5 protein-coding genes are annotated in these 6,686 nt (G+C 70.1%); 3 read left to right on the top strand and 2 right to left on the bottom strand.

Translation table 11 applies throughout. The annotated features are described in order from the left end of the window. Window positions 1-14: 14 nt before the first annotated feature. Both ACIOMQ_RS17630 and ACIOMQ_RS17625 read right to left on the bottom strand, forming a co-directional pair. Complete coding sequence (locus tag ACIOMQ_RS17630) at window positions 15-272, bottom strand: phosphopantetheine-binding protein (protein ID WP_362198251.1); 258 nt, start codon at window positions 270-272, stop codon at window positions 15-17. Between the two features lie 3 nt (window positions 273-275). Next, window positions 276-1,151, bottom strand: coding sequence for an ACP S-malonyltransferase (locus ACIOMQ_RS17625; protein WP_402127837.1), 876 nt, complete (start codon window positions 1,149-1,151; stop codon window positions 276-278). A 380-nt stretch (window positions 1,152-1,531) separates the two neighbouring features. On the opposite strand from ACIOMQ_RS17625, the gene ACIOMQ_RS17620 reads away from it, so the two are divergent. From ACIOMQ_RS17620 to ACIOMQ_RS17610, 3 genes are all read left to right on the top strand, one after another. Next, a complete protein-coding gene (locus tag ACIOMQ_RS17620) occupies window positions 1,532-4,792 on the top strand; it encodes a BTAD domain-containing putative transcriptional regulator (protein ID WP_362198245.1) in 3,261 nt (1,086 codons plus the stop codon). A 273-nt stretch (window positions 4,793-5,065) separates the two neighbouring features. Continuing rightward, window positions 5,066-6,103 carry a sporulation protein gene (locus tag ACIOMQ_RS17615; protein ID WP_402189415.1) on the top strand — a complete coding sequence of 346 codons (1,038 nt, stop codon included), beginning with the start codon at window positions 5,066-5,068 and terminating at the stop codon, window positions 6,101-6,103. Further along, entirely contained in the window at window positions 6,103-6,357 is a 255-nt protein-coding gene (locus ACIOMQ_RS17610; RefSeq protein WP_362198239.1) for a twin-arginine translocase TatA/TatE family subunit, read from the top strand. The genes ACIOMQ_RS17615 and ACIOMQ_RS17610 overlap by 1 nt, the downstream gene beginning before the upstream one ends. Window positions 6,358-6,686 lie beyond the last annotated feature (329 nt).

The following is a 6,686-nucleotide window of genomic DNA, read 5'->3' as shown; positions in this document are numbered from 1 at the left end:
GGGGTCTCCTTGCTTCAGTGGTCGTCGCGCTCGGCGATTTTTTTTGCCACGAAGGCATCGATGGCATCGAGCGAGGTGAAGACGTTCGCGATGAACTCCTCGTCCGTCATTTCGAGCTTGAAGTCGCTCTCGAGGGCACTCAGGAGCTGAACGTATCCGAAGGAGTCCATCACCCCGGCCTTGAAAAGATCGCTCGCGGCCGTCAGTTCGTCGTCGAATTCCACGAGAAACTGGTCTTCGATCAGTTTCTTTATGCGCCCCGCTCGATCCATGTCTCACACCATGCTTTCACTGAAATGGTTGCGGGTATCGGATTTCATCAGACTCCTCACCATGCGAAGAAGGGACTGGCCGCCCACCTCCTCGCACTCCAACCCCGCGTCCCGGGAGAGGAGATGGCGGATGCTGTCGGCCCATCGAACCGGCTCGACGAGCTGTCTGCTCAGCATGGACGGGATCGACGATCTCTCGTGAGGGAGCCCGCTCACGTTGGAGATCACATCCGTTCCGGGCTCCGCGAACGTGAACCCGGCGAGAAATCTCTCGAACTCGGCGCGGACGGGTTCCATGTGGCGGGAGTGAAAAGCCGCACCGACCCGTAGCGGGGCGAAACGGATACCCCTCTCCTTCAGCGAGGCGTGAGCCGCGCGCAGTACCGGGTCGCTGCCGGCGATCACGACCTGGACATCGGTGTTGAAGGCCGCCAGATCGACTCCCTCGACGCCGTCCTCCGCCAGGACACCGAGCAGGCGCGCGGGCGGGGTGTCCATGACGGCCGTCATCCCGCCGCCCGTCGCCGCGGCCATGAGCTCGCCGCGCTTCTTGACGAGCCGGAGCCCCGTCTCGAAGTCGAAGACCCCGGCGGCCAGGAGCGCGTTGTACTCCCCGAGGCTGTGTCCGAGGTAGTAGTCGGCACGCCGGTCCTCGCGGCGCTCGCGCTCGAACCCGTGCAGCGCGTTGACGGTGTAGAGAGCCGGCTGCGTGCACTCCGTCCGCGAGAGCACGTCGTCCGGATTGTCGCGGCAGAGGGCGACGAGGTCATAGCCCAGGAGGTCACAGGCATACCGTGTGATGCCGGGATAGCGGCCGAAGACATCCGCACCCATGCCCCGGAACTGCGCCCCCTGCCCCGGGAAGAGAACCGCAAACACCGTTACGCCTCCATGATCCGCGCCGGTCGGCCCACGCCACTGGCGGCGCCGTATCCGAACATGCTGCGTCACTCCCCTTGCAGCACACTGGCCAGAATTCTGATGTCCGGCCTCAGACCTTGCCCGGACCCTTGCCATTCGCTTGCCGATCACTTGCCGGTGCCGTGGATATATCCGAGAGAGTTTTTGATCGCATACCGGCCATCCGGCGGATGCTATTCCCCTGGCGGAACACCTGCTGTTCTAGGATCAATTGGCCGGACGAGTCTCAAGCGTGAGAACGAATGGGGCCCCATATGCCTGTACGTCAGATACGGAGCGCACCGACGCCTCCCCCGTCACCGGCCCTCTCCGGGCCGGTACTCCAGGTCCTGGGGCCCATGTCTGCGCGGTACGGGGGGCGCGAGGTCCCGCTCGGACCGCCGCGCCGACGGGCGCTCCTGGCTCTGCTGCTCATAAGACTGGGCCGGGTCGTCCCCACCGCGGCTCTCGTCGAGGGGCTCTGGCGGGACGATCCCCCGCAGCGGGCGGTTGCCACCTTGCAGAGCCATATCTCGCATCTGCGCCGGTCGTTGGCCCCGGCGGCCGGGCCCGGCGGCTCGTCCGTCCTCCGGTACCTGGCCCCCGGGTACGTCCTCCAGTTGCCGCCGGACCAGGTCGATGTCCACCGGTTCGAGCAACTCGCTTCCTCGGGACAGCAATTACTGGCTCGGGATCCGCTTGCCGCCCGCGACCGGCTCACCCGGGCGCTCGCCCTGTGGCGCGGCGCTCCGTACGCGGAGTTCGTCGCCCATCAGCCGCTCGCCGACGAGGGCACCCGGCTGGAGCAGGTCCGCCTCACCGCGCTGGAGGCGTCCGCCGAGGCCGCGCTCGCCCTGGGAAGGCCCGCGGAGGTGGTGACCGAACTGGAACGGGAGGTGCGTCAGCATCCGGCGCGGGAGCGCCTGGTGGGCCATCTGATGACCGCTCTGTTCCGGACGGGCCGCCAGGCGGAGGCGCTGGAGGTGTACGAATGGACGCGGGGCCATCTGGTCGAGGAGTACGGCGTGGACACGACCGCCGAACTCCAGCGGCTCCACATCGCGCTCCTGAGACAGGAGCTCGGCGACCAGGAGGCACCCGGCGCGCCGGGGCCCCGGCTCCCGTCCGGGGCCCGCGATCTCGGCAGGCACCTCGGAACGGCGATCCCCGTCGAGGTCACGCCGATGTCCGGGGCGGCCTCCGGGACCGGAGCGACCGCGGCCCGCCCCGGTGCGGACGGGCCGACAGGGCAGAGCCGCACACCCGGGGCCCGGCCCATCTCCTACGAGCCGGCCCCCCGGAAGCCCGGACCGGCACCGCTGCTGGCCGGCCGCGACCGGGAGCTGTGGCGCCTGGTCACCGCGACGGGCGGCGCCGCCGACGGCCGTGGCCATCTCGCCTGCGTGTTCGGCTCCTCCGGACTCGGCAAGACCCACCTCGTGATGGAACTCGTCCAGCGCCTTCAGGACGCGGACGGGGACATCGAGACGATCCGAGGCAACTGCTTCTCGGGGGAGGGCGTCCCGCCGTACTGGCTCTGGACGCAGGTGCTGCGTCTGCTGTCGGCCGCACGGCCGGACTCCTTCCGGGCCGCCGCGGCGCCCTTCGCGGCGTTGCTCTCCCCTCTGATGCCCGGCCTGCGGAAGGCCGAGCCGACCGGCGAGCACAGCCGGGAGCCGGACGGCTCCCAGGGCCCCTTCCGCATCCACGACGCCCTCTGCGAGATCCTGCTCGCTCTGGCCGCACAGCGCCCGCTGGTGCTGCTGCTGGAGGACGTGCACTGGGCGGACACCGTCTCGCTGGAGGTCCTCCGCCTGCTCGCCGCACGCCGCCAGGGCCAGTGCCTCAGTATCGTTCTGACCGGCTGGGATCTGGAGACATGGCCGGACGGCTCGCGGTTCCGGGTGATGACCGAGGTGCTCAAGGGGCCCAACACGCAGACCCTCCGGCTCACCGGGCTGGCCCGTTCGGACGTCGCCGCGCTCGTCGACGCGCAGGCCGGACCCGGCGTCGACGAGCGGGTCGTCGACGCACTGCACCGCCACGGCACGGGAAGCCCGTACTTCGTCCTGCAGATGCTCTCCTATCTCGGTGACGCCAGGGATCTGCGCGATTCCGGTGCCACGGACGAACTCCTCACCCTCGTCACGGCCTATGCGCGCAAGGTCCTGCGCCAGGAATTCGCCATGCTGCCGGAACCGTTTCTGCAGCTGCTCCGCCTGTGCGCGGTCGTCGCACCCGATATCGAAACGGATGCGCTGTGCCGTGCGACCGACAGCAATTCGGCCCTCGCGATCGTGGAGTCGGCGATCCGGTACGGGCTGCTCGCCCCGGATCCCAACCGCCCCGGCCGGTTGCGCTTCGGCTGTCCTCAGGGGCAGGAGGTGCTCACCGGCGAGCTGACCGACGAGACGCGCGAGCGGCTGCACGCCCGGTACGCCGAGGCCCTGTCCTCACGGGTGCGCGGAGGGGGCACGCCCGAGGAGGCCGAGCGCGTCGCCCACCACGCCTGGCACGCCAGGGGCGTCATGCCCGCGCAGCGCGTACTGCCCTGGCTGCTGCGCGCGGCCGAGAACGCGGAGCTCCGTCTGGCCTCGGACGACCGTGAGATGTGGCTGCGCCGCGCGGTCCGCATCGTCCGATTGCTCCCGGACGACGCCTCCGCCGGCGAACTGGAGCACCGGCTGCACCTGGAGCTCGGTCAACTGCTTGCCCACGTACGCGGGTTCGGCGACACCGAGGCCGAGGCGGAGTTCAGCCGGGGCCGGGCGATCGACGCGAGCACGTCCCACGACCCGGGGGTCCTGTCGATGCTCGGCGCGTCGCTTCTGGTCCGCGGCTGCTACGACGAGTCGAGGCAACTGGCGGTCCTGCTGAGGGACATCGCGGAGCGGACCGACGAGCCGGCGGCACGGCTCGGCGCGGCGTACGGTGAGGGAACCGTGTTGTTCGTCCGCGGCCGGCTGCCCGAGGCGCTCAAGGAACTGGAGCACGGCGTCGGGCTCGCGGACCGGTTCTCCCGTGAGGGGCGGCTCCCGGAACGGACGTACCAGTCCGACCCGCGCGTCTACTTCCGTTGCTACGGCGTCCTGGCCCGATGGCTGCTGAACGACCGCGACACGGCCGCCGAGCAGCGTCGGAGTCTGCTGCGGCTGACTCGGTACGGCAGCAGGCCCTGGGACCGGATCCACGCGCTCTACATCAACTCGGTCGTGGCCGCGTGGGAAGGCGATGTGGAGACGGCTCGATCCTCCAGCGCCGAGGGCATCGGTCTGGCCGTCGAGCACAGCCTGCACTACTGGAAGACGATGCTCCGGCTACCGCTGGGCTGGGCCCTCACGCACTCCGGACGGGGTGAGGGGATCGCCGAAATGAGGGACTCGCTGGCCGAGTTGCGGTTGAGCGGCACGCGCATCCGTCTGCCCCTCCACCTGGGCCTGCTGGCCCAGGCCCAGCACCACGCCGGGAAACGGGAGGACGCGGTGGACACGCTGCGCACCATGGTCGCTGTCGTCGAGCTCCGGCGCGAATACGTGTACCTCCACGACGCCCTGCCCACGACTCGTCTGCTGCGCGAACTCCTGGGCGGGGACGCGGCCGAACCGCCGCTTCGTGAGTGAACGCCGTTCGGGTGGCCGGGGGATCCCGAGTCGTCGCGATGACCGGTGACTCGGCGGGGTCACGGTAAAAGCACGGCAAAACGCGCTCGTCAAGCGGCTGCCCGGACCGCCTGGGCGATCTTTTTCGGACTTTCCCGCCCTCCGGGCCCATGCTGCTCTCGAAGCCACGCCGCCGGCCCTATGCTTCTACACGCCTGTAGAGCGTGGCTGTTCGTCCTGATGTTTCCGGACACCCCCGCAACCTCGTACGCATGTAAGGGAGTGAACGCCTCCATGGTGTTCAAACGACTGCTCGGCTCACTCGGTGTGGGCGGCCCCACCGTCGACACCGTCCTCACTGCCGGGGCGGCCGTCCCCGGCGGCCTCCTGTCGGGCCATGTCCAGCTGGAGGGCGGCAGCTCCGGCTACGACATCGAGCACATCACGCTGGAACTCGTCGCGCGGGTGGAGGCCGAACACGAGGAGGGGGAACAGGAAGGCGTCGTCGTCTTCGACCGATTCACCGTCGGCGGCGGCTTCCGGCTGTCCGAGGGCGAGCGGCGCGGCGTGCCGTTCACGGTCGTGCTGCCGTGGGAGACGCCGATCACCGAGCTCCACGGGCAGGGCCTGGGCATCGTCCTCGGCGTACGCACCGAACTGTCGGTGGCCGGGGCCAAGGACAAGGGCGACCTCGATCAGCTCGCCGTGGGCCCGCTGCCGGTGCAGGAGGCGATCCTCGAAGCGTTCGGGCAGCTCGGCTTCGGCTTCAAGTCCGCAGATCTGGAGTACGGCCGCATCGGCGGCACCAACCAGCAGCTCCCCTTCTACCAGGAGATCGAGCTGGCCCCGTCGCCGCAGTACGCGCACACGGTCAGCGAGATCGAGGTGACGTTCCTCGCCACTCCGGGCGGCATGGACGTGGTCCTGGAGGCCGACAAGCGCGGCGGGCTCTTCTCCGGCGGACACGACACCCTCACCCGGTTCACGGTCGCGCACGACGGAGTCCCCCACCAGGACTGGCGGGCGCTCGTCGACGACTGGCTGCGGCAGTTGGTCGGGCACCAGTCGTCGTACGCGGCGGCCTCCGTGTACGGACACGCCGATCCGTACGCCGGGAACCACGGCCACGGTCACGGTCACGGTCACGGCCATGACGAGGAGCACCATCACGACGGCGGCCGTCGCTCCGGCCCGGGTATGGGCACGGCGATCGCCGCAGGCGCGGCCGGGCTGGCGGTCGGCGTCGTCGGCGGCATGGTCGCCGCCGAAGTCATCGACGAGGTAGGGGACTTCTTCGAGGGCGACGACGAGGACGAGGGCGGCGACGACTGATGTTCGGAATCAGCGAGCTCGCGATCATCCTGATCGTGGTCGTACTCGTCCTGGGCGCCAAGAAGCTTCCCGAGCTCGCCCGTTCGGCGGGCAAGTCGGCCCGTATCCTCAAGGCCGAGGCCAAGGCCATGAAGGAGACGCAGGGCGCCGAGGGGGAAGCCGGGGTGCCTCGTGTCATCCGCGGCGAGACCGTCGCCCGGCAGGGTTCCGACGGTTCGAAGCAGGACGCGGGGCGGCCTCCGGGACGCGCGTGAGGCACCTGGGCCGGACGGCGCCCGCGCCGGTTCGGCGCCACGCGGACGGGCTCGGTGTCCGGCGGCGCCGACCGGCCCGGTCCCGTGGGCGGCAACCACGGTCCGGTCCCGGTCGCGCCTGAACATCCGCGTCGAGGACCTCGGTTGCGACGGCTCAGGCTCCGGCGGCGCGCTCTGGACGCCCGGTGAGTATGCGCACGACGGGAGCACCGACCCCGGGGCACCCTTCAGCCGGTACGTGTACGCCGAGCGGCCGCAGCCGGGGGTTCCTGCCCGGGACCACGAGCCGGGCAACCCTCACGAGGCGAGGCCGCCGCTGGTCCGGCGGG

The sequence above is a fragment of the Streptomyces sp. NPDC087845 genome (assembly GCF_044742755.1).
Taxonomy (GTDB): domain Bacteria; phylum Actinomycetota; class Actinomycetes; order Streptomycetales; family Streptomycetaceae; genus Streptomyces.
Note: the sequence above shows the minus strand (reverse complement) of the source record. Positions and strands in the feature narration are given on the sequence as shown.